This window comes from Brachybacterium sp. AOP42-C2-15 (assembly GCF_052377065.1).
Lineage (GTDB): Bacteria > Actinomycetota > Actinomycetes > Actinomycetales > Dermabacteraceae > Brachybacterium.
This window is the reverse complement of record NZ_JBQSWK010000007.1, coordinates 136194-157423: the sequence shown is the minus strand read 5'-3', so window position 1 is coordinate 157423 and position 21230 is coordinate 136194. Positions and strand designations below refer to the sequence as shown.

The 21230-nt window shown below is 69.4% G+C and carries 25 protein-coding genes and 1 tRNA gene; 16 read left to right on the top strand and 10 right to left on the bottom strand.

The window, feature by feature from the left end; genetic code table 11:
- Both ACT3SQ_RS06095 and ACT3SQ_RS06090 read right to left on the bottom strand, forming a co-directional pair.
- Positions 1-249 (bottom strand): hypothetical protein (locus tag ACT3SQ_RS06095; protein ID WP_444600931.1); only part of this gene is annotated, 249 nt, incomplete at its 3' end.
- 747 nt (positions 250-996) lie between these two features.
- Positions 997-1070: transfer RNA gene (locus ACT3SQ_RS06090), tRNA-Pro, on the bottom strand.
- A 204-nt stretch (positions 1071-1274) separates the two neighbouring features.
- On the opposite strand from ACT3SQ_RS06090, the gene ACT3SQ_RS06085 reads away from it, so the two are divergent.
- From ACT3SQ_RS06085 to ACT3SQ_RS06055, 7 genes are all read left to right on the top strand, one after another.
- Entirely contained in the window at positions 1275-2105 is an 831-nt protein-coding gene (locus ACT3SQ_RS06085) for a class I SAM-dependent methyltransferase (protein WP_441445558.1), read from the top strand.
- Between the two features lie 35 nt (positions 2106-2140).
- Positions 2141-3085: a DUF881 domain-containing protein gene (locus ACT3SQ_RS06080; RefSeq protein WP_441445559.1), complete on the top strand. Its 945-nt coding sequence runs from the start codon at positions 2141-2143 to the stop codon at positions 3083-3085.
- A complete protein-coding gene (locus ACT3SQ_RS06075) occupies positions 3082-3414 on the top strand; it encodes a small basic family protein (RefSeq protein ID WP_441445560.1) in 333 nt (110 codons plus the stop codon). The genes ACT3SQ_RS06080 and ACT3SQ_RS06075 overlap by 4 nt, the downstream gene beginning before the upstream one ends.
- Positions 3411-4163 carry a DUF881 domain-containing protein gene (locus ACT3SQ_RS06070; RefSeq protein ID WP_441445561.1) on the top strand — a complete coding sequence of 251 codons (753 nt, stop codon included), beginning with the start codon at positions 3411-3413 and terminating at the stop codon, positions 4161-4163. The genes ACT3SQ_RS06075 and ACT3SQ_RS06070 overlap by 4 nt, the downstream gene beginning before the upstream one ends.
- Before the next feature lie 126 nt (positions 4164-4289).
- The gene (locus tag ACT3SQ_RS06065) at positions 4290-4733 is read left to right on the top strand and encodes an FHA domain-containing protein (protein ID WP_441445562.1); all 444 of its coding nucleotides are present in this window, start codon (positions 4290-4292) and stop codon (positions 4731-4733) included.
- A 4-nt stretch (positions 4734-4737) separates the two neighbouring features.
- Positions 4738-5430 (top strand): transcriptional regulator FtsR, encoded by a 693-nt coding sequence (gene ftsR, locus ACT3SQ_RS06060; RefSeq protein ID WP_441445563.1) that lies wholly within the window; start codon positions 4738-4740, stop codon positions 5428-5430.
- 129 nt (positions 5431-5559) lie between these two features.
- Complete coding sequence (locus tag ACT3SQ_RS06055; protein WP_441445564.1) at positions 5560-6141, top strand: MerR family transcriptional regulator; 582 nt, start codon at positions 5560-5562, stop codon at positions 6139-6141.
- 206 nt (positions 6142-6347) lie between these two features.
- Here ACT3SQ_RS06055 and ACT3SQ_RS06050 read toward each other — a convergent pair whose 3' ends face one another.
- Positions 6348-7139 carry a ParA family protein gene (locus tag ACT3SQ_RS06050; protein WP_441445565.1) on the bottom strand — a complete coding sequence of 264 codons (792 nt, stop codon included), beginning with the start codon at positions 7137-7139 and terminating at the stop codon, positions 6348-6350.
- Positions 7140-7233: 94 nt separating this feature from the next.
- On the opposite strand from ACT3SQ_RS06050, the gene ACT3SQ_RS06045 reads away from it, so the two are divergent.
- Positions 7234-8253 (top strand): methyltransferase, encoded by a 1020-nt coding sequence (locus tag ACT3SQ_RS06045; protein ID WP_441445566.1) that lies wholly within the window; start codon positions 7234-7236, stop codon positions 8251-8253.
- Between the two features lie 80 nt (positions 8254-8333).
- Here ACT3SQ_RS06045 and ACT3SQ_RS06040 read toward each other — a convergent pair whose 3' ends face one another.
- Genes ACT3SQ_RS06040 through ACT3SQ_RS06025 form a run of 4 tightly spaced genes read right to left on the bottom strand, consistent with a single transcriptional unit; the run spans position 8334 to position 10989 of the window.
- Positions 8334-8972, bottom strand: a complete 639-nt coding sequence (locus ACT3SQ_RS06040) for a TIGR03085 family metal-binding protein (protein ID WP_441445567.1) — start codon at positions 8970-8972, stop codon at positions 8334-8336.
- Position 8973: 1 nt separating this feature from the next.
- Positions 8974-9975, bottom strand: a complete 1002-nt coding sequence (locus tag ACT3SQ_RS06035; RefSeq protein WP_441445568.1) for a sugar phosphate isomerase/epimerase family protein — start codon at positions 9973-9975, stop codon at positions 8974-8976.
- 16 nt (positions 9976-9991) lie between these two features.
- A complete protein-coding gene (locus ACT3SQ_RS06030; protein WP_441445569.1) occupies positions 9992-10243 on the bottom strand; it encodes a hypothetical protein in 252 nt (83 codons plus the stop codon).
- Positions 10240-10989 carry a sugar phosphate isomerase/epimerase family protein gene (locus ACT3SQ_RS06025; protein WP_441445570.1) on the bottom strand — a complete coding sequence of 250 codons (750 nt, stop codon included), beginning with the start codon at positions 10987-10989 and terminating at the stop codon, positions 10240-10242. The genes ACT3SQ_RS06030 and ACT3SQ_RS06025 overlap by 4 nt, the downstream gene beginning before the upstream one ends.
- Positions 10990-11128: 139 nt before the next feature.
- Here ACT3SQ_RS06025 and ACT3SQ_RS06020 point away from each other — a divergent pair, with 139 nt between their 5' ends.
- Positions 11129-11926 carry a transglutaminase-like domain-containing protein gene (locus tag ACT3SQ_RS06020; protein ID WP_441445571.1) on the top strand — a complete coding sequence of 266 codons (798 nt, stop codon included), beginning with the start codon at positions 11129-11131 and terminating at the stop codon, positions 11924-11926.
- Between the two features lie 25 nt (positions 11927-11951).
- Here ACT3SQ_RS06020 and ACT3SQ_RS06015 read toward each other — a convergent pair whose 3' ends face one another.
- Together ACT3SQ_RS06015 and ACT3SQ_RS06010 are read right to left on the bottom strand one after the other, a co-directional pair.
- On the bottom strand, positions 11952-13040 hold the full coding sequence (locus tag ACT3SQ_RS06015; protein WP_441445572.1) for a PAC2 family protein: 1089 nt from the start codon (positions 13038-13040) through the stop codon (positions 11952-11954).
- Positions 13041-13136: 96 nt separating this feature from the next.
- Positions 13137-13940: a TSUP family transporter gene (locus ACT3SQ_RS06010; RefSeq protein WP_441445573.1), complete on the bottom strand. Its 804-nt coding sequence runs from the start codon at positions 13938-13940 to the stop codon at positions 13137-13139.
- A 65-nt stretch (positions 13941-14005) separates the two neighbouring features.
- Between ACT3SQ_RS06010 and ACT3SQ_RS06005 the strand changes: the two genes are divergently transcribed.
- The 4 genes from ACT3SQ_RS06005 to ACT3SQ_RS05990 all read left to right on the top strand — a co-directional run bounded on the left by ACT3SQ_RS06005 (position 14006) and on the right by ACT3SQ_RS05990 (position 17911).
- Complete coding sequence (locus ACT3SQ_RS06005) at positions 14006-14635, top strand: HAD-IA family hydrolase (protein WP_444600930.1); 630 nt, start codon at positions 14006-14008, stop codon at positions 14633-14635.
- A gap of 223 nt (positions 14636-14858) precedes the next feature.
- On the top strand, positions 14859-16508 hold the full coding sequence (locus tag ACT3SQ_RS06000; protein ID WP_441445575.1) for an ABC transporter permease: 1650 nt from the start codon (positions 14859-14861) through the stop codon (positions 16506-16508).
- Positions 16509-16520: 12 nt separating this feature from the next.
- The gene (locus ACT3SQ_RS05995) at positions 16521-17174 is read left to right on the top strand and encodes an FtsX-like permease family protein (RefSeq protein WP_441445576.1); all 654 of its coding nucleotides are present in this window, start codon (positions 16521-16523) and stop codon (positions 17172-17174) included.
- A gap of 20 nt (positions 17175-17194) precedes the next feature.
- Positions 17195-17911 carry an ABC transporter ATP-binding protein gene (locus ACT3SQ_RS05990; protein ID WP_442332076.1) on the top strand — a complete coding sequence of 239 codons (717 nt, stop codon included), beginning with the start codon at positions 17195-17197 and terminating at the stop codon, positions 17909-17911.
- On the opposite strand, the gene ACT3SQ_RS05985 is transcribed toward ACT3SQ_RS05990, so the two are convergent.
- Positions 17877-18647: a hypothetical protein gene (locus tag ACT3SQ_RS05985; protein ID WP_442332077.1), complete on the bottom strand. Its 771-nt coding sequence runs from the start codon at positions 18645-18647 to the stop codon at positions 17877-17879. The two genes, ACT3SQ_RS05990 and ACT3SQ_RS05985, sit on opposite strands and share 35 nt — an antisense overlap.
- Positions 18648-18744: 97 nt before the next feature.
- Here ACT3SQ_RS05985 and ACT3SQ_RS05980 point away from each other — a divergent pair, with 97 nt between their 5' ends.
- From ACT3SQ_RS05980 to ACT3SQ_RS05970, 3 genes are all read left to right on the top strand, one after another.
- Positions 18745-19314 carry a maltokinase N-terminal cap-like domain-containing protein gene (locus tag ACT3SQ_RS05980; RefSeq protein WP_442332078.1) on the top strand — a complete coding sequence of 190 codons (570 nt, stop codon included), beginning with the start codon at positions 18745-18747 and terminating at the stop codon, positions 19312-19314.
- Between the two features lie 164 nt (positions 19315-19478).
- Positions 19479-20180 (top strand): 4a-hydroxytetrahydrobiopterin dehydratase, encoded by a 702-nt coding sequence (locus ACT3SQ_RS05975; RefSeq protein ID WP_441445580.1) that lies wholly within the window; start codon positions 19479-19481, stop codon positions 20178-20180.
- Position 20181: 1 nt separating this feature from the next.
- Entirely contained in the window at positions 20182-20772 is a 591-nt protein-coding gene (locus tag ACT3SQ_RS05970) for a GNAT family N-acetyltransferase (RefSeq protein WP_441445581.1), read from the top strand.
- Positions 20773-21230 lie beyond the last annotated feature (458 nt).

The window sequence follows — 21230 nt, the reverse complement described above, 5'->3', positions numbered from 1 at the left end:
GCGTATCCTGCTGACCAGCGCCGCGAGAACCGTAGCGTGAATACCCGCTACAGCAGGGTCATTCACCATGAACCGCGAAGAGCCGGTTATCAGCCCGTGATCGACCAGGTGCGCGAGGGAGGATCGGTCGATGTCGGCGATGCGCGCGGCGAGGGCCACGGGGATCTGCTCGTCGGGATTCGGTTTGGTGCTGCGGACGGTCGGCTTCAACAAAGCATTCCATACCCGAATCGTCATTTCGAGTGGCACGCAGATTGTGCACGATGCCCGGGAAGTGAGCGCTACTCGGAATGTGGCCGCTGCATGATTGGCGGTGGATGCAAGGAACTGTGGACTGCACAGATACTGGTACCCCGGAATCGTTCAATGTCCGGTAACAGCCATTATCGGACATTGAGTTCACGTGTCACACGAAACCCATCAACAGAGAGCCGGACACCTCTTCAGCAATCAGCTGGAGGAGCTTGACGCATAGAACTTGAGCACTCCGCAGATGGTGCCCGCACGGCCAAATATGCGTTTCGGTGCAGCGGGATGGCTTCCCACCGCGGCGTGGGTCCTGTTCGCCCTGACGGGTAGCCGCGGTGCAGGGGCACTTCGAGGCGTACGTGGAAGGTGACCCGGTGGATGACCCGTGAGGGCGCAGCGCTATCGATGCCCCGGCAGCCGAGAGTGGCCGCGCCGACACTGCCGCAGTTCTTCCCCACGTGTGAGCTCCGACGGGAAGGGCAGCCTTGCGACGGGCGAGCCGGCCTGCCTGGTCTTGAGTCGCGGCGACGAGAGAACCTGGGGGAGACCCTGGCCCTGGCCACCAGCCGGCCCCGTTCTGTGCTCGCCCCGCGTGCCCCTGGTCCGAGTGCGGCACTCGAACGTCGATCGCCGTCGTGATGGTGACCCCGAGGCTCGTGCGGTCTCCAGCCGGCGCGACTCTAGCGGTCACATCGCCGCCAAAAAGACAACGCCCTGGCGAGAAACTTGTTCTCACCAGGGCATTTGTCGGGCTGACAGGATTTGAACCTGCGACCCCTTGACCCCCAGTCAAGTGCGCTACCAAGCTGCGCCACAGCCCGAGATCTTGCGTGATCCTCCGTCACCGGAGGACCGAGGATCACAGTACCCCGAGCAAGCCCCTAGGAGCCAATCGGGAGGTGCGTGACCTGCGGCACCTGCGCCGTACCCGCCCGCGAGGACGCGGATGCGATAGTGGGCGCAGGCCGTGCCCCCGCCATGGCCGAGACCATCCACCCAGCGGGACCCGACGCGCAGGAGGATCGATGATGACCGACGAGCAGCAGTTGCAGCGCTGGCGAGAGGCCCTCGCGGAGCAGCCGACGGGGTGGGACGTCTCCGCCCTCGCCGGCTTTCGGGAGACGGAGCCGCCGTGGCGGTGGCGCACCCTGGTGGAGAACCTCGCCCCGATGGCGGACCGGGTGCTGGACCTGGGCACCGGCAGGGGAGAGGTGCTCGCCTCCCTCGCGGATGTGCTGCCGGAGGGGACGACCGCGACCGAGGGACGGGCCTCCCACCTGCCTGCCGCCCGGGAGCGCCTGACGCCGCTGGGCATCGAGGTCCACGAGCACGACCCGGAAGCCGCCGGATCGCGCCTGCCCTTCGCCGACGCCGCCTTCGGACTGGTGCTGAACCGTCATGGAGCCTTCGACGCGACGGACGTCGCCCGGCTGCTCCGCCCCGGCGGCACCTTCCTCACCCAGCAGGTGGGCGGAGACGACGGCCACGAGATCCGCGAGCTGTTCGGCATGGATGATCCGAAGGAAGAGGAGACTCTCGAGGGCACGGTCCACGCACTCACCAGAGCCGGCCTGCGCGTGGACCGTTCAGACACCTTCCACGGCCACTTCGAGTTCGACGATGTGCCGACCTTCCTGCGCTACCTGCGCCGGGCCCCCTGGGATGCCCCGGAGGACTTCGATGTCGACGGCTACCGGGACATGCTCGAACACCTCCAGGCGCAGGTGCGGAAGGGACCTTTCTCCGCCACCGTGAGCAGATACCTGGTCCAGGCGAGCGCGCCCGAGACGCCAGATGCCGGCCGCACGGACTTCTCGGCCCTGCTCGGTGAGCAGCTGGATGTCCCGCGGGTCTGACGGCTCCGCACTGCTGCCGCTCCTAGACTGCTGACATGCGCGAACGCGAGCATGAGACCCCGCACGGCGAGACCCCGTACTCGCCGACCTCGCTGCTGCGCGCACTCACTGCGGACCCGTACGGCGTGGACACTCTGCGCAAGGACGATCACCCGGCTGCCGAGGCCGCGCCGCCTGACAACCGGATCATGCGGGGGGTGACCCTGCTGCTGGCACTGGCGCTGGGCTTCGCAGTCGCCGTCTCGGTGCTGGATCTGCGCCACGAGGCCGGCGCGGCGGACGGCCCGCGCGCCCTGCTCGAGCAGGAGGTCCTCGAGACTCGGGCCGAGGCCGAGCAGCTGGAGGAGCGCCAGGCCGAGCTGGAGGCACAGATCGCCGACGCCCAAGGGACCGTCCTCGACAGCACCGACGCCGGCGCGTCAGAGCGCCTGGCCAGCTACGAGCAGGCCGGGGGAGGAGTGCCGCTGAGCGGCCCGGGAACGGTCCTGGAGCTCGAGGACTCCGCTCCGCTGCCGTCGAGCCCCGGCGGCGGTGCCGGCACCGTGAACCGGGTGACCGACGGTGACCTGCAGATCGCCGTGAACGGACTGTGGGCCGCCGGCGCGGAGGCCATCGCCATCAACGGCCAGCGCATCACCAGCACCACCGCGATCCGGACCGCGGGCTCCGCGGTCCTGGTCGACTTCCGCCCCCTGTCTCCGCCATACCGGATCACGGCGCTCGGCGACTCCGAGCAGCTGCACTCCGGGGTGCTCGAGGCTGAGACCGGCGAATACCTCACGGAGATCTCGACCCGTTTCGGAATCCGGATGTCCTGGGAGGATGGCGAGGAGCTCACCGTTCCGGCGCGCGCGGTGGGCATCCTCCAGGAGGCCTCGGTGCTCGACGACGAGACCCAGGGCGCCCCGGACACCCCGCCGACCCCCAGCTCGAACCAATCATCGACCGCCGGCAGCGGCGCCGAGGAGGAGTCCCCATGATCGCCATTCTCGGACTGGTGCTGGGCATCGTGCTCGGCGTCGTCGTCCAACCCGATGTCCCCGCTGTGCTCCAGCCCTATCTCCCGATCGCGGTGGTGGCGGCCCTGGACACCCTCGCCGGCGGCCTGCGGGCGAGCCTCGACGGCGCCTTCGACTCCCACGTCTTCATCACCTCGTTCCTGTTCAACGTGCTGATCGCCTCGTTCCTGGTCTTCCTGGGCGATCAGCTCGGAGTCGGCTCGCAGCTCTCGACCGCCGTGATCGTGGTGCTCGGGATCCGCATCTTCTCGAACGCGGCAGCGATCAGACGTCTGCTGTTCCGGTCATGAGCGACGGCACCCGCACTCCCGACTCCCCGACGCAGCAGAAGCTGGTCTGGCGTCGGCTGCGCGACACCCTCCGCCCGCAGGCGAATCTCTCCCAGCTGATCGTGGGGCTGCTGTGCCTGCTGCTGGGGCTCTCGATCGCCGCCCAGGTGCGGCAGGGCGATGAGTCCCTCGAGGGCGCGAGCCAGCAGGAGCTGGTGCGCCTGCTGGATGAGTCGGGGAGGCACGCCGCCGATCTCGAGGTCGAGAACGCGGAGCTCGATCGCACCCTGGAGGCGCTGCGCTCCGGCCAGGAGGATGACGTCGCGGCGCAGAATGCGGCCGAGGAGCGGCTGGAGGACCTCGAGATCCTCGCCGGGACCGCCCCGGCCAAGGGCCGGGGAGTGGTGGTCTCGATCGCCGATCCGAACGGCGAGCTGCGCGCGTCCACGCTCCTGGGAGTGATCCAGGAGCTGCGCAATGCCGGGGCAGAGGTGATCCAGATCGAGGATGTGCGGGTGATCGCCTCGAGTTCGATCACCACCGCCCCCGCAGGCGGCTTGCTGGTGGACGGAACGCCGATCGAAGCGCCCTATGAGATCCGAGCTATCGGGGACCCCTCCGTGATGGAGCCGGCGCTGCGGATCCCGGGCGGGGCGGCGGACTCGGTCGCAGGCGACGGCGGAACGCTCGCGGCGACCGCCGACGACGCGGTCCGGGTGGAAGCCACCGTCGCGCTGAAGGACCCCGAACACTCCCGAGTGGTCAAGTGATCGTCAATTCTTGGCGTCTCCCCGCCTGGAAGGTCCCCTGCAGGGCGATTCGCGTGCGAGGATGGTGGAGCCGAATCCTGCGCGCCCATTGCGCAGGGTCCGTTGCAGGCCAGGAAGGGGTGCGCGGTGTCAGGGAACACCGAGTGGAACGACGAGAATCTCGACCACACATCGAAGCTGAGTGCGATCTCGCCCAACGATCCCCTGGAGGAGACCGAGCCCGGTCTCTCGTCCCAGGACCGCAGGGCGATCGAGAACCTGCCCCCGCGCAGTGCGCTGCTGATCGTGCAGAAGGGCCCGAATCTCGGCGCCCGCTTCCTGCTGGATTCCGAGACCACCATCGCGGGACGTCACCCCAAGAGCGAGATCTTCCTCGACGACGTGACGGTCTCCCGCAAGCATGCCGCCTTCGTGCGTGATGGCGATGGCTTCCTGGTCCGGGATCTCGGCTCTCTCAACGGAACATATGTGGGCAAGGACCGGGTCGACGAAGCTCGCCTCCAGGCCGGCCAGGAAGTCCAGATCGGCAAGTACCGATTGACCTATCACCTGTTCCACGGGACGGCCTGACCTGATGTCGGCCTCCGCCGCGCGCAGGCCGAGCTCCTCGGGCGCAGCGCGACTGAGCATCGGGCAGGTGCTCGAGATGTTGCGCGATGAGTTCCCGGACCTCGCGCACTCCAAGCTGCACTACCTGGAGTCCGAGGGTCTGATCTCCCCGGACCGCAGCGCCGCCGGCTATCGCAAGTACAGCCGTGAGGACGTGGACCGTCTGCGCTTCGTGCTGCGGGCCCAGCGGGACCGCTTCTGGCCGCTCAAGGTCATCAAGGAGCACCTGCTCGAGCACGGCGTCGACTCCGAGGTCACGTCCATCGCCTCCCGCCCCGGCCCCACCGCGTCGCTCCAGGCGGTGCGTCTGGACCGGCGAGGGCTCGCTCGTGAGGCGTCCGTCGAGGAGGAGTTCCTCGCCGAGCTCGAGCAGTACGGACTGCTCGGTGATGGCGCTCTCTTCTACGGCTCCACCGAGCTGGAGCTCGTCGGGGCGGCCCGGGATCTCGCCGAGGAGGGCCTGCATCCGCGCCACCTGGTGATGCTGCGCACCGCAGCGGAGCGGCAGGCGCACATGATCCGCTCTGTCGCCAGCCCGCGTTCGCGTCCCGGCGACTCTGCGGCACGCGGAGAAGCTGAGGATTTTGCTCGTGACCTGGGCGAATCGATGATCACACTGCACGGGGCTGTGCTGCGGACCGCGCTCCGGGATCGCTGACCAGCAGGGGGCCGTCACCTCTCCGTGACCTTCGGGCGGCGCGTTGCTGTCGGCCGGCGGGCACTTCGCGCTACTCTGAGCAGGTGCTCTCACCCTTCCCCCTCGGAGAGCCTGAACCCGGAGGTAGCCGTGAACGCCGTTGGCGATGATCGCACTGAGCAGTCCACCGTCCCCGCAGAGCCCGCCCAGGGCGTGCTCTTCGACGACATCGTGGATACGCCGGGCGAGCTCGGATATCGCGGCCCTGCCGCATGCAAGGCCGCCGGCATCACCTACCGCCAGCTCGACTACTGGGCCCGCACCGGTCTCGTGGAGCCAGGCGTCCGCGCCGCCCACGGCTCCGGCAGTCAGCGTCTCTACGGCTTCCGCGACATCCTGGTGCTGAAGGTCGTCAAGCGCCTGCTCGACACCGGCGTCTCCCTCCAGCAGATCCGCGTCGCCGTCAGTGCGCTGCGTGAGCGCGGGATCGACGATCTCGCAGGCATCACCCTGATGAGCGATGGCGCCTCCGTCTACGAATGCACCTCCGCCGAGGACATCTTCGACCTGGTCCAGGGCGGCCAGGGCGTGTTCGGCATCGCGGTCGGCCGAGTCTGGCGCGAGGTGGAGAACGACCTGCTGGGCCTGCCGGGTGTCAACCCCGCGGACGATGCCGCACTCGCGCTCCAGGACGAGCTGGCCGCTCGGCGCCGCTCCCGCCAGGCTGGTTGAGCCAGCCCACACACCACAGTCGCACAGCAGAACGGCGAGTCCTGGGAAGGGACTCGCCGCTCTGCTGTGCCGATGCTGCTGATCCGATGCGCGTGCGCTGAAACCTGCTGTGTCTCAGGACCTGCAGGGGAGCGACGAGCAGGCGAGCAGGGACCACAACCGGGCAGCGACGCAGAGGCCTCTGCGCCTCGGGTCCCGACCGGCGGTCAGGAGTTCTGGCGCGAGTCCATCACCGTGGCCAGCAGCGCGTCGAAGTCCTCCGTGAGACGTTTGCCGGACGCGCCCTCGTAGCGGTGCAGCGGCACGGCGCCGCCCTGGGCCTGCTGAAGCCCGACGCGCTCCTCGATGACTGGTTCGAGCACGGCATCGCCGAACAGCTCACGCAGCTCCGCGAGCCGGTACTGATGCTCGACCGAGCGCGGACGGTAGCGGTTCACCACCAGGCCCAGCGGCTGCAGTCGGGGGGCGACGCCGTCGGCATGCATCTCGGTGGCGAGCTTCAGGGCCCGGTCCGCGGCGGTCACCGCGAAGAACCCGGGCTCAGCGACCACCAGGGAGCGGTCGGAAGCCGCCAGCGCCATCTGCGTGAGCCCGTTCAGCGACGGCGGGCAGTCGATCAGCACGATGTCGTACTGGTGCGAGCGCTTGTCGAGGGCCTGATGCAGGCGGCGCACGTCCTTGGGGGTCGGCGCGGGGGAGTCCATGACTGCCGAACGGCTCGAGCCCGGGATGATGTCCAGGTGGGAGGCCGCCCCGGCCGCCCAGGGCGTCTCGATGATGGCCCGGTCGATGGTCTCGGTGCGCGGGGAGGACAGCACCTCGGCGATGTCCAGCGTGCTCGCCGGCTCACCGAGCAGTCCGAGGGTCGAGTCCCCTTGCGGGTCGAGATCGACCACGAGGGTATTCACCCCCTGATGCAGGGCGGCAGAGGCCAGGCCCAGGGTCACGGACGTCTTGCCGACGCCGCCCTTCAGGGAACACACACTCACGATGAACACGCTCCGCAGTCTACCGACAGCACCTGCGCACGGACGCCACGACGGGCGGTAACCTGCGTGAATCATTCGATGAACAGCCGATCAGGGGGAATCGATGGGACAGATCACCCACGAACTGGTGCTCGAGGTGCTCGACGGCTGCGGCGCGAGCGCCCTGCAGGAGGCGAGCCGACTCGGGTTCGCACGGCTGGTCGGACCGACCGAGCTGGTGCTGAGCACGTCGGATCTCGACGCCGTGCGCACGCTGCGGCGCGTGGTCGCGGCCTCGACGAGCCATACCGTCGCGGCCCGTCGGCCGCGAGAGCTGCTCGAGACCTCGGTCCAGCAGCGGCTCGGCGAGCTGCTCGAGGACGTGCGCCGTCAACGACCGCGGATGCGCTTCCACGGCCTGCGCCTCGAGGCCGCCGGCTCTGACACACCCGATATGCGCCGCCTGGCGACCGCTGTCGCCGAGCTCGCCGGGGTGCCGGTCGCCGCGGACGGTGACCTGGTCATGCGGGTGCGGCGAGGGGCGCCGTCCGGAACCTGGCAGGTGCTGCTGCGCACCACCCCGCGGCCGCTGGCCACCCGCGCCTGGCGCACAGTGGACTACCCCGGCGCGGTGAACGCGACCATCGCCGCGACCGTGCTCGATCAGCTCCAGGTGAGAGCCGACGATTCCCTGCTGGACATGACCTGCGGCTCCGGCACCTTCCTGGTGGAGCAGCTGCACGAGGTGGCACCCGCGCGCGCGGTCGGTGTGGATCTGGATCCCGCCGCGATCGACGCCGCCCGCGAGCACCAGCGCGCCGCCCGGCGCAAGGGCAAAGTGGACTGGGTGGTCGGGGACGTGCTGGAGGTGGACCTCGAGCCGGGATTCTCCCGACTGGTGACCAATCCGCCCTGGGGCACCCTCCATGGCGAGCACGAGACGAACGAGAAGCTGCTGGCCGCGCTGCTGGGCCGCGCCGCTGAGCTTTCCGCCCCGCAGTCGCGCATGGGGGTGCTCACCCACGAGATCACCAGGATGCAGCGGGTGCTGGAGACCTCACCGGCGGGCTGGCGACCTGTGGGGGAGCATCGGTTCTTCCAGAAAGGCCACCACCCCCGCCTGTTCCTGCTCGAGCGCGGCTGAGACCTCGAGCGCGGTTGGGACCTGGAGTGCGGCTGGGACCTGGCCACACGGGCCCGCCGGCCAATCCTTCCGGGCATTCCTTACAGGCCCCGCCGGCCGTCCTGCAGCGCACGCAGCGCGGCTGGCTCCCCGTGGACCTGCACCCGGGCGACCTCGTCGCGGCCGCTGACCCACAGCAGCAGCTCGAGCGGCTCGCCGTGCACCCGCAGGCTCCCCGCCGAGCGGCGGGCGCGCAGGCGCCTGCCGCCGAGCGGGGAGACGAGGGTGACATCGGCCTGCACCGACATCGCCAGCGGTGCCATCAGGCCGACCGCCCGCCACGCATCCTCAGCTCGCGCGGCCGAGATGCGCCGCGGCTCCCAGCCGTCCTGCGCCCGGCGCAGGTCCTCGTGATGGATCAGCAGCTCCGCCTGGCCGCTGAGCGCATCGATCCGGCCGATGGGGGAGAGGGGACCGGGGCCGGCGTGGAAAGCCGCCACCCTCTCCTCCCAGGGAGTCCTCCGGTACCGCTCGAGCGCTGAGCGGGCTCGCCCTGCCCACCGATCCGGCAGCCGGTGCGCGAGCATCAGGTGCGGTGCCCGCTCCCGCAGATGCAGGTGCTCCAGCAGCGCGGCGGCATCCCAGCCCGGCAGGATCGTCGGCGCCACGGGGCCGAGCGCGAGGAAGCTCGCTGCGAAGTCCTCCCGCTCGGTCCCGTGAGTCCTCGCGCTCTCCGCCATCTCAGCTGTCCTGGGAGAAGGCGGCATCGAAGGAGAACTCAGAGGTGGGGTAGTCCAAGCTGCGCAGCAGCTCGATGGCCTCCTTCGCGCCGTGGAGCCGGTCCATCCCGGCGTCCTCCCACTCGATCGAGAGCGGTCCGTCGTAGCCGATCGAGCGCAGCGCGCGGAATGCTGCATCCCAGGGCACATCTCCCCGGCCGAAGGAGACGAAGTCCCACCCACGGCGCGGGTCACCCCAGGGCAGGTGCGAGCCCAGGCGGGTGTTGCGCCCCGTGGTGCGGACCCGGACGTCCTTGCAGTCCACGTGGTAGATCCGGTCGGCGAAGTCGGTGATGAACGAGACCGGGTCGATCTCCTGCCACATGAAGTGCGAGGGATCCCAGTTCAGGCCGAAGGCCTCGCGATGGCCGATCGCCTCGAGCGTGCGCTGGGTGGTCCAGTAGTCGTAGGCGATCTCCGAGGGGTGGACCTCGTGAGCGAAGCGCACACCGCATTCGTCGAAGACGTCCAGGATCGGGTTCCAGCGATCGGCGAAGTCCTGATAGCCCTCGTCGATGACCTCCTGGGAGACGGGCGGGAACATCGCCACGTACTTCCAGATCTTCGAGCCTGTGAAGCCGATGACTGTCTTCACCCCGAGCTTCTGCGCGAGCCGGGCGGTGTTCTTCATGTCCTCCGCGGCGCGCTGACGGACGCCTTCGGGGTCACCGTCGCCCCAGACGTCGGCGCCCACGATCGCCTGGTGGCGGAAGTCGATCGGGTCATCGCAGATCGCCTGGCCCTTGAAGTGGTTGGAGATGGCCCAGCACTTCAGGCCGTGCTTCTCCAGGATTCCCAGCCGCTCGGCGACGTACTCCTCGTCATCCCAGCGTGCGGCGTCCAGATGCTCGCCCGAGACCGAGATCTCGAGACCGTCGTATCCCCAGCCGGCCGCGAGCTCGGCGACCTCGTCGAGGGTGAGGTCGGCCCACTGGCCGGTGAACAGGGTGTGCGGATGGGACATGGGGTGATGCTCCTTCTCAGGAATGGCGGGTGGTGACTAGCGGGTCGTGGAGGAAAGGTCGTGGATGGCTGGTGGTGGTGGAGGAGGGGTCGAGGATGACGGGTCGCGGTGGTGCGAGTCTGAGAGTGGCGGCGGCGGCTTCGGCACGCAGGTCTCCGATGGCCCGCACGTCGATGTCGGGCATCTGCACGACGTGGATGAGGTGCTGGGCGGCGATGACGCCGGCGCCGATGATCCCCACGCCCACAGGGCCGGTCCTACGGCTCATGCCTGCACCTCGCGGAGGTACTGGTTCAGCACGGTGTAGGACCGGTCGACAGCCTCGAAGATGTCACCGTCGTGGCCATCGAACTCGATCACCCCGAGCTCGAGCCAGGGGGCGGCCGCGAGGATCGAGGGCACATCCATCTCGCCCTCGCCGAGACTGAGCTGATCGCGCACGTCGCCCTGGAGCGGGCCGTCCTTGAGATGGACGAGCTGGATGCGCTGGCCCAGCTGGCTCAGCAGCGCGGCCGGGTCGGTCCCGCCGACGGCGGACCAGAACGTGTCCAGCTCGAGCACGACGCGAGGGTCGAGATGATCGGCCAGGATGTCCAGGCCGCAGCGCCCGTCGAACACCGGGCGGGCTTCGAAGTCGTGGTTGTGGTAGCCGACGCGCACCCCGTTCGCGGCAGCGATCCCGGCGAGCTCGCCGAGCCGCTCAGCAGTGGCCTTGATGTCGTCCTCACGCGCCCAGTGCTCGCGGTCCCAGTGCGGGTCGATGACCGACTGCACGCCGAGGGCGGCGGCGGTGGCGAAGATCGCGGCGGGATCCTCCGCCCCGAGCAACGAGACGTGCGCCGAGGGGGCGGTCAGCCCGTGCTGGGGCAGCAGCGTGCGCAGGGTCTCCGCATGGTCCATGAGCCCGTAGGGCTCGACGGTGGTGAAGCCGATCTCGGCGAGTCGCCGGAGCGTGCTCGCGGGGTCAGCAGCGAAGGCCTCGCGCACGCTGTAGAGCTGAACGGAGATCTGCACTGCTGCTCCTAGAACCGGACGGTGAGGGCCGGGGGGATCGGTGGTGACGGCTGGGTCACAACTCTATGTCGGAGATCACGTGGCGGCAAAGACGAGGGCCGCGCATGCCCCGGGCGCCCGAATGCTGGACACTGAAGGGGTGAAACGACATGTGCGCGCGTGGATGAGGGCCGAGGTGGCCGCCGGGACCGACATCGCCCTGCTGGTGGCTGTCTCCGATGCTCCTGCTGCGGAGGAGTCGCTGCAGGTTCTCGCCGACGGGGTCGACCACCCCGTCACAGAGACCCGCGACCGCTTCGGCAGCCGCCTGCATCTGGTGCACGGCCTCCCGGAGGGCGCAGTGGAGTTCGTCTATGACGCCACCGGCGTGGGGGAGGCCCCCGTGCCGCAGAGCGACGAGGCGGATGCCGTGCTGCATCTGCGGCCCTCGCGATACTGCGAGGTGGACGAGTTCGATCGGATCGCGGCGGAGATCGTCGGTGAACGCACCGGGGATGCCGCCGTGCAGGCGGTGGTCGACTGGGTGCACGAGCATCTGGACTATGTGCCCGGATCGAGCACCATCACGGATTCCGCGCGCTCGACGTACCTGGCGCGTCAGGGGGTGTGCCGCGACTACGCGCATCTCACCGCGACGCTGCTGCGCGCGAGCGGGATTCCCGCCCGTTGCTCCTCCGTCTATGCACCGGGGCTCAGCCCGATGGACTTCCACCTGGTGGTCGAGGCGCTGGTCGAGGATTCGTGGCAGGTGGTCGATGCGACTCATCTGGCTCCCCGCGCCTCGATGGTGCGGATCGCGACCGGTCAGGATGCGGCGGACACCGCCTTCATGACCACCCTGGCGGGCAACGTCACCCTCAGCGGCATCCAGGTCACCGCGGTGGTGGATCCTGGACTGCCGCACGAGACGCCGGGGGAGCGGCTCCCGCTGCGCTGACGCTCGCCGCTTCGCGACGCGCTGCTCAGGCCTCCGGGGACCGTGAGTCCGCAGGTCCGTTCGGCGAGTCCGGCCCGCTCGGCGAGTCCAACCCGCCGGGACTCTCCGGCGTGCTGGGCGTCTCCGAAGCGCTCGGCGTCTCGAGATCGCCGGGGTTCGCTGGACCGTTCAGGGGCTCCTGGCCGTCGGCCGCTCCTGGGCCGTCAGGGTCCGAGCTGCTCTTGCCGTCCTCACCCTCCGCGTCGAAGCTCGCGAGGTACTCCTCGACCTCCGCGGCGATCGCGTCCGCGGTGGGGACTTCGGCGCCGGCACCGGAGGTGATCATCCGATCGAATCGCTTCTCGAGGCCCTGGACCATCTCCTGCAGCTGGGGCTGAGCGTCGATCTGTGCCGCCACCGCCTCGCGCACCGGCCCGGCCTGGGTCTCGAGCGCGTCCAGCGGCAGCTCCGGTCCCTGCTCCTCGGTGATCGCACCGAGCAGGGCGATCGCCACGTCCGGATAGGTCATCTCGTGCAGGTACTGAGGGACGTGCACCGTCAGCCCCACCACCTCATGGCCACCTTCGGAGAGTCGCATCGTCAGCAGCGCGGTGAAGGGGGCGCGCAGCCGGAAGGTCCCCGGCATGGTGCGGCGCACGGTGATGGAGTCCGGGTCGCCGGCGAAACGGGTCACGGGGAGTTCACGGGTGTGGGGGACTGGTGCCGGGAACCCCTGCAGCAGCAGGGTCCGCTCGATGCCGAGCTGCTCGACCACGATCCGCAGCGCGTTCGCGACCCGTTCCCACTGGAACGACGGCTCCGGACCGGTGAGCAGGAAGAAGGTCTCGCCGTCCGGTGCGGTCACCTCGTGCAGGAGGATCTCCGGCTTCTCGTAGTCCGTGAAGTGGTCGAGCTGGAGGGTCACCTCGGGGCGTCGTCCCGCGTAGTCGAACACCTGGTCCATGTCGAGCCGGCCCACGACGCGGCTCGAGAGGGCGTTCAGCAGCTGATCGTCGACCAGCCGCTGGGCGTCGCCGGCATCGCTGTAGGCGCCGAGGGTGACGAGCAGGGTCCGACCGCGCAGGGCGCGCGAGTCGACGTGACGCTCGTAGCTGAACAGGGTCGTCGGATCCATCTTGACCTCCAAGGCGACGGGCCGCGGGAAGGCGGCGCGGGTGACTACTTCTGCAACGAGGTCCGCGGCGGGCCTATTCCATCCTGAGCGGACACATCACGTGACCAGCGCCACCGAGTCGATCGCGAGGCGCAGCGCGAGCGCCCCGGTGACCACCAGGAACACCACCCGCACGAACCGTGAGCCGAGCCTGAGCGCGAGCCGGGCACCGAGGTAGCCGCCGGCCAGGTTCGCCAGCGCCATCACCGCTCCGAGGATCCACCACACCTCGCCCTGCAGCCCGAAGACCAGCAGGGCACCGAGATTGGTGGTGAGGTTCGCGAGCTTCGCGTGGACGCTCGCCTCGAGGAAGCCGTACCCCAGCAGAGCCACCATCGCGATGATGAAGAAGGTGCCGGTCCCGGGCCCCAGGACGCCGTCGTACACGCCCACCGCACCGCCGATTCCGCCCGAGCGCAGCACATGGGCCCGGCCCTGATGCCGCGGCTCGTGCACGAGCCCCATCGCGGGCCGCAGCAGTGTGTAGGTGCCGACGCCGAGCAGAGCGAGCAGCACGATGGGCGAGAGCCACTCCCGGGGGAGGAACGAGGCCAGGCCCGCGCCGAGGGCGCTCCCCGCGAGGGCGCACAGCACCAGCGGCACAGCGGTCGCGGCCACGGGCGTGATCCGGCGGATGTACGTCCAGGAGGAGATCGCCGTACCCGCCGCAGAGGCGACCTTGTTCGTGCCCAGCACCGCGCCGGTGGAGGCGTCGGCCGGCAGGGAGGTCAGCAGTGCCGGCAGCTGGATCAGCCCACCGCCGCCGACGACAGCATCCACCCATCCCGCCACGAACGCGGCGCCGATGAGCAGCACGAGCGTGAGGGCGGAGAGCTGGAGCAGCTGATCGAGCAGGGGCACCGGTTCAGTGAACACCGGTTGCCGCGCGGGGGACGAATCAGTCCGCTCCCTGACAGACTGGTGACATGCGAGCAGTGATCTGGGACCTCGGCGGCACTCTGGTGGACACATATCCCGATGTGGACCGCGCCCTCGCATCGGCGCTCGATCCGCAGCCCGGTGAGGAGCTGCTCCGCGAGGTGGGGCAGCTGACCCGCATCTCGAGCTCCCACGCGATCAGCACCCTCGCCGCCAGGCACCAGGTGCCCGAGCGCCGGCTGCGCACCGCCTACGAGGCGACGAAGGTGCACTGGCAGCAGCATCCGCCGGCGGTGATGGCGGGCGCCCATGAGCTGCTCGCGGCCGTGCACCGCGCGGGCGGGCTGAACTTGGTCGCGACCCATCGGGAGCGGGGGAGCGCCACTGCGCTCATCGAGGCGCTGGAGCTGCCGGTCGACGACATGGTCTGCGCTCCCGACGGCTTCGCGCGTAAGCCCGATCCGGCGATGGTGCTGGCTCTCCTCGCGGGGCACGCGCTCGCGCCTGAGGAGTGCCTCGCGGTGGGGGACCGCCCCGGCGACGTCGAGTCCGCTCGGGCCGCCGGGGTGCGCGGGGTGCTGTTGGAGACCGCCGGCATCGCCCTCGATGCCGGGGACTCCGAGCGGGTGACCTCCCTGTATGCCCTGGGCGCGCTGTTCGGCCCAGCGGTCCAGTGACACGGGGAGCGGCCCACCCCCGCAGGCTCCTTCCCGCTGACCCCCGCAGGGAGGCGGGGGATCCCCTCAGACTCCCGCCAGGTCCCCTGAAATCACTGGTCACCACGGGAGCATGACCCTACCGTGAGGTGATCGGCGCGGCATCGAGCGGCGTCCGGCGGAGGGTCGTGGAACCGTGCTGTGGCGGATGGCGAGAGGAAAGCTGCGCGAGGAGCGCGCGGTGATGACGACGCTGGCCGGACTGATCATGCTCTCGGTCCTGCTCGCCTGCGCCGGCACCGGCCTGATCACTCGCCTGGTGGGCAGCGGCGACGCCCTGATCGAGCGGGCCGATGCCCCGCACCTCGCCCAGCTGCACACCGGCGACGTCGATGTCGACGAGATCGCCGACTTCGCCGCCGACCGCCCCGAGATCACCGCCCACCAGGTCACGCCCCTGCTCGGGATCGACGGCGCGCAGCTGTTCTTCGACGGGGCCAGCCAGTCCAGCAACGTGCAGCAGAACTCCCTGGTGGTCCCGAGCCATGAACGAGATCTGCTGCTGGGCCTGCAGGACCGCCCGATCATCGATGTCGAGCCCGGCACCATCTGGCTCCCGCTGCTGTATGAGGACTCCGGCCTCGCCGCCGGTTCCACCGTGACTCTCACCGCCCCGGACGGCTTCCGCCTGGACCTCGAGGTCGCGGGATTCCTGCGCGATTCAAGCATGGGCCCCGCGATCGCCGGTTCCAAGCGGCTCGCGGTGAGCGCCGAGGACCTCGCCGCGGTGGCCGAGCACACCGGGACCTGGGAGCACCTGATCAGCTTCTGGGTCCAGGACCGCTCCCGGGACCTCACCACCGTGCGCGCCGCCTACCAGGAGGCGGGCCTGCCCGCGGCCGGCCCGTCGGTGGACCGCTCGGCGTTCATACTGTTCACCGTGTTCGCCGAGGGCCTGGTCGCGGCGCTGGTGCTGCTGGCCGCCGGGATGGTGCTGGTGATCGGGATGCTCACCCTCCGCCTCGCCCTGCGCACGGCGCTCGCGCGGGACCGTCGCGAGATCGCGGTGATGACCGCCATCGGGATCTCCGCCCGCGACGTGCGCACGCTCCACCTGCTCGTCTACGGCACCCTCGCCGGAGTCGCGGGAGCGCTGGGACTGCTGGGCAGCATCGCGCTCGAGCGGGTGCTCTCCTCGGGGCTGACCCGCTTCCTCGGCGAGACCGGGGGAGTCCGCGTAGTGATCGTGCCGGCCCTGGCCGCGATGCTGCTGGTGCTCGGAGTGCTCGCCATGGTCGCAGGCTTGCTGCGCCGACTTCGCCGCATCGGGCCGCTCGAGGTGCTGCGCAGGAGCGGCTCGGTCGGCGACGCCGCTGGACCGGGCCGCCTGCGCCTGCGCCGCTCACCCCTGCCCGTCGGCGTGAGCCTGGGGCTGATGTCCCTGCTGGGCCGCGGCAGCTCAGCACCGCTGCTGGTCACGGTCTTCGCCGTGTGCACCCTGCTGGTGATGGTGCCCACCTCGATCGCCACCACGCTGTCCTCTCCGCAGTTCTCCGCGTACTTCGGACTGGGCGCGGCCGATGTGCGCATCGATCTGCCGCACACCGGGAAGGACAGCACCGACCGGTTCGAGAGCGCCCGCCGCACGCTCGCCGACGACGCCCGCGTGGCCGAGCACACCGCCCTGGTCACCACCCGGCATCTCGTCGAGACCGATGAGGGCGAGGAGCTGGGCCTGGCCGTCTCCAGCGGGGACCGCTCCGCGACGCCCGGCATCTACACCGAGGGACGAGCGCCCCGGAGCGAGGTGGAGATCGCCCTCTCGCTGCTGTCGCTGGCGGAGGCCGGGGTCTCCGTGGGGGACCAGCTGCCGATCCAGGTCCAGGGGCAGTGACAGGAGCTGGAGGTGGTCGGCTCCTATCAGGACCTCACCAACGGCGGGCGGACCGCCAGGGGCATGCTGCCCGCGGAGGGCGAGCAGGTGATCGGGTACGTGCTCGGGGCGGCCCTGACCCCGGGCGCTGAGACCGCCGCTGTCGCCGAGGATCTGTCCGCTCAGCTCACTGACGCCCGGGTCTCGGAGACCGAGGTGTACCGGTCCCAGCTGCTGGGTCCGGTGGCGGAGCGGATCAGCGTCGCCGCGGCGCTGGCCTCGGCGGCGGCGGTGGCCCTGGCCGCACTGCTGGCGGTGATGATCTCCCGACTCTGGCTGGCCACCGATGCTTCCCCGCTCGCCGTCCAGCGGGCGCTGGGTGCCTCGCCCCTCACGCTGCGCGCCCCGTACCTCATCCGGATGCTGGTCACCCTGCTGCTCGGCCTGGTCGCCGGTGCCGCACTCTCCCTCACCCTGGGACAGGGACTGTTCAACGTCCTGATCGAGGGGATGTTCGGGGGGATGGAGCATCTGTTCCAGGGCACCAGCCGGATCGATCTCGTCGTCGATCCGCTGCTGACCGGAATCGCGATGCCGCTGCTGCTGGGCACCATCGCCACGCTCGCCACGCTGTGGACCTGCCGCCGGCTGCGCACCGCCGACGTGCGCGCCCAGACCACGGAATGATCCCCTCGGAGGAGACCGTCATGACCACCACCCTCAGCACCACCGGCCTGGACGTTCCGCTGCTCGAGGCCAGAGGAGTGACGCGCCGCCTGCAGCGGACCACCATCCTGCACGACATCGATCTCACGGTCGCGGACGGGGAGTTCCTCGCGGTGATGGGCCCTTCCGGCTGTGGGAAGTCAACCCTGCTGTACACGCTCAGCGGTCTCGAGGACCCCACCGACGGCAGCGTGCTGTGGGCGGGGGAGGACCACAGCACGCTCGACGGGAAGGCACGTTCGCGCCGCCGACTGCTGGAGATCGGCATCGTGTTCCAGCAGTTCCATCTGCTGCGGAACCTCTCGCTGCTGGACAACGTGCTGCTGCCGGGGCTGCTCGCCCGGACCGAGCAGCGCACCGTGCTGCGCACCAGAGCCGAGCAGCTCATGACGCAGCTCGGCGTCGACGATCTCGCCGAGCGTGGAGTCGGTGAAGCCTCCGGTGGGCAGCTGCAGCGGGTGGCTCTCGCCCGGGCACTCATCAACCATCCTCGGTTGCTGGTGGCCGATGAGCCGACCGGAGCGCTGGACTCCGCAGCCACCGAGGAGATGATGGATGCCCTTGCTGAGATCAGCGCCGAGGGGACGACGATCGTGCTGGTCACCCATGACGCCCAGGTCGCGCAGCGCGCGCACCGGATCATCGCCCTGGCCGATGGTCGGATCAGCGGCGACCGGCCGGCTCCTGGGAACGGCTGACGTCCGGGAGCACCGCGGGATCCAGTCGCAGGACCCGTGCCACGGGATCGCGCTGGATCAGGCTCAGCACTGAGGCGAAGGCGACCGCGATCCCGCTCATCTCCAGCAGCTCTTCGAGCATCGTGCTGTAGATATAGGCGTTGTTGACGATGCCGTCGTTCCCCACCAGGATCCGCCCATTGAGGGTCTCGACCGCGACCGCTCCGGCGAGGAAGAGCGCGCCTCCCAGGAACAGTCCGTTGCGTGCACGTGAGGGCAGGGAGAGGACGAGGCGGAGCAGCAGGAGGACGATCACCAGGGCGATCGGGGCGCCGAGCAGCACCCAGGAGAAGCCGATGGTGACGGGCAGATGCTCCGCGATCAGGTTCCCGGGCACGTCCAGCCGTTCATGCACCTCGAGGTACTCGTCCACCGAGGCGAACAGGGCGACGACTGCCAGCAGCCACCAGGACCGGCGTCGGGCTGATCCCGTCACGGCGATCATCGCGGCGAGGACGCCCAGCAGCAGCCACAGTCCGGAGTTGTACCAGGTGGCCATGTTGTACTCGCGGCCCACATCGAAATACCAGAAGACGGTGTGCAGGTTCTGCGAGAGCAGCCCGGTGGTGCGCTGATGCGCGAGCAGGAACAACAGCGCGATCACGATGATCATTGCGGCGACCGCGATCAGGCGGAGGGCGACCCGGTACTGGGACAGCGGTCTGAAGCCCGCGGGCGCGGAGGGCGAGGTGGACATATCGGGAGTGTATGAACTTTCGATGAGTTCGGGGTGAAGCCAGGATGTGGACGCTCTCATGCGTGTCGCGGGGGAGCAGGGCACTACCGTGGGAGCCATGGCGATCATCTACCGTGCCGAGCTCAGCCCCAACAAGACCGAGATCCTCCACGACTTCCTGTCCTCGCGTTCCTGGGGAGAGACCGGTGAGCTCGTGCTCCTCGGCGCCTACCGCTTCGACGACCCCGAGGGCGAGGTCGGCGTGGAGTGCCATCTGGTGCGCGTGGGGGAGACGACCTACCATCTGCCGCTCTCGTACCGACCCCTCCGGGTTGACGGTGCCGACGAGCATCTGCTGGCCATCATGCAGCATTCGGTGCTCGGTGAGCGCTTCGTCTACGACGGCCTGGCCGACGAGACCGCACTGGACTGCTTCCGGCGCGCGATCTGTGGGGAGCAGCAGCAGGCGGCGCTCGACATCTATGACGAGGACGGCACGCTGAGCGAGACGCTTCCGCAGAGCGTGACGCTCAGCCTCGAGGTCGACGAAGGCGAGCAGCCGCCGACGGGGGATGAGCTGCTGGACGGCGCGCCGTTCACCATCGCGCGCACCCTCGGTGATCTCGACGGCGCCGTACGGCTGCGTGCCCGCTGGTCCGGCGGCGACGGCGTCGTCGTCGCGTACTGAGCACCGCCCGCAGCTCAGCCGGGGATGTCCACCAGCGTGAGGCAGAACGGGTGGCCCACCGGATCGGCGAACTCCAGGCAATGCTCCGCATCGGCAGTAGCAAGGGGATTTCCGAGGGTCCGGCGGTCTGGCGCCACCGTCGCCTCACCGCTAGGGTCACGTTCATGGAGATGCTCGGAGCAGCTCAGATCGCCGCAGCCCGCCTGACGGACTGGTGCCAACTCGCCCAGGGCCTGCACGCCCGGTATCTCATCGACGACTTCGAAGCGGGAGCACGTTTCCTCGTGGCCATCGGCGAGGTCGGCACCGAGCTCGGCCATCAGCCTCGAGTATCGATGGACGCCGGTCATGTCGATCTGAAGCTGGTCAGTGACGACGCGATCTATCGGGACGGAGAGACTGAGCACGTCGTCCAGTGGGTCACCCAGAGGGACCTGGACCTGGCACGGCGCATCACCGAGATCGCTGCGCTCCACGATCTTCGCGCCGAGGTGGCTGCGGTCAGCCACATCGAGCTCGGGCTCGACACCCAGAGCTCCGCGATCATCGCCCCGGTATGGGCAGCGCTCCTGACCGGGGACCCTGCGGCCCAGGGCCGCGGGACACCGAGCGACGAGGTGCGAGATGCCACGGGGCGGGTCCCGAATCTGTGGTTCGGGGACGGGCAACAGGCGGGCGAGCAGCGGTTCCATCTCGAGGTGTACGTGACCCCGGAGGTCGCGCCGCAGCGGATCGCGGCGGCCGTGGCCGCCGGGGGGACTGTCGTCGATGACAGTCAGGCGCCCTCGCTCGTGGTGATCACCGACCAGGACGGCAACAGGGGAGTCGTGTGCGCTCCGGCGCCGATCGCGGGCACAGGGGACTGACATGCCCGAAGGGTCGTCGTACCGCATCGAGCCGCTGGACATCCGCACCTGGCCTGCCTTCGAGGCTCTGGTGCAGCGGCACAACGGCATCTTCGGCGGCTGCTGGTGCCTGTACTTCCATCCGGCCTGCGAAGGGCGCGGCGAGAGCTTCGAGGGCAATCGCCTGCTGAAGAAGGCTCACGTCGAGCAGGGGACAGCACACGCTGCGTTGGTCATGGACGGCGAGGAGGCGATCGCCTGGGCCGAGTACGGCACCCCGGAGGAGCTGCCGACGATCCATCATCGCAAGCAGTACGACGCCACCAGCACTGCGGCGCCGGACTTCCGGATCACCTGTGTCTTCGTCGACAAGCGGTATCGGCGCCACGGCCTGACCGAATTGGCGATCACCGGCGCGCTGGGGCACATCGCGGCAGCCGGCGGCGGAACGGTCGAGAGCTATCCTCACGACCTGACGCATCAGACGAAGAAGATGTCCTCGTCGTTCCTGTACAACGGCACCCGGCGCCTGTACGAGCGGCTCGGCTTCACTTACGACCGACCCAAGGGGCTGAAGAACTGCGTCATGGTCATGACCGTGGAGCCAGCGTGAGCTGGACTAGACACAGGACACAGAACACAGAACCGTCAGGGGAGCACTCTCTGCGCGTCACTCCAGGCCCACTTTACATAACGTGCATTATCGGCGGCGCATGAAGGGCCTGGCCGGGCATGTGTCGGCCGTGTCGCCGCACCACTGACACTTCAGGCGCACTACCTACAAGGTGTCGCCCACGACGGCTTCGTCCAGGATCCCACTGAGGCCGTCAGGAACATCGACCCTCGGCACAATCGACGGCGTTGCACCGACAGTGACGAACCTGCGCCAAAGCTCGGGGATCCGGGCATCCGGGCCATCGAGACAGCATCTGAACACTGAACTCAGGAACACATCTTTCGCACGCTGTATCGCCCGCTTCGGGAGACCTTCTCCGTGCAGCCCTGATCTCCGCACGCTCCTGGCGACCTCTCCCCCGGCACTCTCTTGTAAAGTGCTTGCGACCTGCAGGT

What these genes read in the sequence shown, in the direction of transcription:
- ACT3SQ_RS06085 (WP_441445558.1), top strand. Translation starts at nt 1,275, where the DNA reads ATGATGACCGACGAGCAGCAGTTGCAGCGCTGGCGAGAGGCCCTCGCG.
- ACT3SQ_RS06080 (WP_441445559.1), top strand. Translation starts at nt 2,141, where the DNA reads ATGCGCGAACGCGAGCATGAGACCCCGCACGGCGAGACCCCGTACTCG.
- ACT3SQ_RS06075 (WP_441445560.1), top strand. Translation starts at nt 3,082, where the DNA reads ATGATCGCCATTCTCGGACTGGTGCTGGGCATCGTGCTCGGCGTCGTC.
- ACT3SQ_RS06070 (WP_441445561.1), top strand. Translation starts at nt 3,411, where the DNA reads ATGAGCGACGGCACCCGCACTCCCGACTCCCCGACGCAGCAGAAGCTG.
- ftsR (WP_441445563.1), top strand. Translation starts at nt 4,738, where the DNA reads ATGTCGGCCTCCGCCGCGCGCAGGCCGAGCTCCTCGGGCGCAGCGCGA.
- ACT3SQ_RS06045 (WP_441445566.1), top strand. Translation starts at nt 7,234, where the DNA reads ATGGGACAGATCACCCACGAACTGGTGCTCGAGGTGCTCGACGGCTGC.
- ACT3SQ_RS06040 (WP_441445567.1), bottom strand. Translation starts at nt 8,972, where the DNA reads ATGGCGGAGAGCGCGAGGACTCACGGGACCGAGCGGGAGGACTTCGCA.
- ACT3SQ_RS06035 (WP_441445568.1), bottom strand. Translation starts at nt 9,975, where the DNA reads ATGTCCCATCCGCACACCCTGTTCACCGGCCAGTGGGCCGACCTCACC.
- ACT3SQ_RS06030 (WP_441445569.1), bottom strand. Translation starts at nt 10,243, where the DNA reads ATGAGCCGTAGGACCGGCCCTGTGGGCGTGGGGATCATCGGCGCCGGC.
- ACT3SQ_RS06015 (WP_441445572.1), bottom strand. Translation starts at nt 13,040, where the DNA reads ATGGATCCGACGACCCTGTTCAGCTACGAGCGTCACGTCGACTCGCGC.
- ACT3SQ_RS06005 (WP_444600930.1), top strand. Translation starts at nt 14,006, where the DNA reads ATGCGAGCAGTGATCTGGGACCTCGGCGGCACTCTGGTGGACACATAT.
- ACT3SQ_RS06000 (WP_441445575.1), top strand. Translation starts at nt 14,859, where the DNA reads ATGACGACGCTGGCCGGACTGATCATGCTCTCGGTCCTGCTCGCCTGC.
- ACT3SQ_RS05990 (WP_442332076.1), top strand. Translation starts at nt 17,195, where the DNA reads ATGACCACCACCCTCAGCACCACCGGCCTGGACGTTCCGCTGCTCGAG.
- ACT3SQ_RS05985 (WP_442332077.1), bottom strand. Translation starts at nt 18,647, where the DNA reads ATGTCCACCTCGCCCTCCGCGCCCGCGGGCTTCAGACCGCTGTCCCAG.
- ACT3SQ_RS05980 (WP_442332078.1), top strand. Translation starts at nt 18,745, where the DNA reads ATGGCGATCATCTACCGTGCCGAGCTCAGCCCCAACAAGACCGAGATC.
- ACT3SQ_RS05975 (WP_441445580.1), top strand. Translation starts at nt 19,479, where the DNA reads ATGGAGATGCTCGGAGCAGCTCAGATCGCCGCAGCCCGCCTGACGGAC.
- ACT3SQ_RS05970 (WP_441445581.1), top strand. Translation starts at nt 20,182, where the DNA reads ATGCCCGAAGGGTCGTCGTACCGCATCGAGCCGCTGGACATCCGCACC.